2 protein-coding genes are annotated in these 1307 nt (G+C 64.2%); both read left to right on the top strand.

What is annotated here, in order from left to right:
- Window positions 1–525 precede the first annotated feature (525 nt).
- Window positions 526–750, top strand: a complete 225-nt coding sequence (locus AC1DY5_RS55980) for a helix-turn-helix domain-containing protein (RefSeq protein WP_478122763.1) — start codon at window positions 526–528, stop codon at window positions 748–750.
- Window positions 750–1307: IS630 family transposase (locus AC1DY5_RS55975; RefSeq protein ID WP_478122762.1), on the top strand; the 558-nt coding region annotated here is incomplete at its 3' end. The genes AC1DY5_RS55980 and AC1DY5_RS55975, both read left to right, overlap by 1 nt.

Genomic DNA, 1307 nt, shown 5'->3' with positions numbered 1-1307 from the left:
TGCACGCCGTGCGCGTGATCAAGCGAAAAATGCCGCAAGCAGCGGCTGTTCCCCCCTGAGCGCATCGGAAGTTGGCGCGACGCGCTGCTCGCCGAGATCGGCCGCGGCCGCTGCGTGAGCAGTCGCGGCCGCCACAACCCGCGAGGGGTCAAGCGCAAGATGAGCAACTTCAAAGTGCGCCGTCGCGGCGCCGAGCTCCACCGCAGGCATGAGCCGACGCCGGCGTTGCGCGTGTTACGTATCTGAACAGTATTGGACCTAGACCGACCTAGACCCCCGCAGCGTTGCGATCGTCCAGGACGCATTCACAACGCACTACGACACGGCGGTCGTCCTGGACGTTTGCGAGCTCTTGACGCTGCTGGGCTTCAGCCCCTGAATCGCACCATTCAAGCCCAGCGGAAAGCCGGGGCATGTGCTCGGCTATCTGGGGAAGTTCGAGAGGACCGCGGCTGCTAATGTAGTGCGCTCGAAATAATAGACCTTAAAGYATACTGCGCATACCAAGTTGCGGAGGTTTGAGCCATGCGCGTCGCCCGGAAGATCGAACTGAATGCTGTTGCCGAACGGGAGTTGACTGCGCTCGCCCGACGCGGCCGCGTAGAGGCCCGCGTGCAGCAGCGAGCCAGGATCGTGCTGTTGGCCGCGAAGGATTGGCAGAACAAGGACATCGCTGCCGAGGTCGATTTGGACCGACGCCAAGTGGCCTTGTGGCGCCAGCGCTTCCTGGACGGGGGGTTGAGGCCCTGATGCACGATGCGCCGCGCCCCGGGCGCACCCCCAGCGTGACCGCCGAGCTTGAGTCGAGCATCGTGGACAGGACGCTGCACGACAAGCCCATCGCCGCCACGCACTGGAGCACGCGCACGCTGGCCGCGCAGCTCGGGGTGGGGCCGACGACGATTCGCCGGGTGTGGAAGCGCAACGGCCTGAAGCCGCATCGACAGAGCAGCTTCAAGCTTTCGCGCGACCCTCGCTTCGAGGACAAGCTGCTGGATGTCGTGGGGCTGTACCTGAACCCACCCGAGCGTGCCCTGGTGCTCAGCTGCGACGATAAAAGTCAGATTCAGGCGCTCAACCGCACCCAGCCAGGATTGCCGATGAAGAAAGGCCGCGCCGGCACCGTCACCCACGATTACAAGCGTCATGGCACGACCACGCTGTTCGCCGCCTTGAACACCCTGGACGGCACCGTGATCTCGATGTGCCAGCAGCAACACCGGCACGAGGAGTGGCTGAAGTTCCTGCGCCTGATCCAGCGCAAGACGCCCAAGCACCTGCAGTTGCACCTGATCGTGGACAACTAC

Source organism: Variovorax sp. P4_D9 (assembly GCF_056401695.1).
Note: the sequence above shows the minus strand (reverse complement) of the source record. Positions and strands in the feature narration are given on the sequence as shown.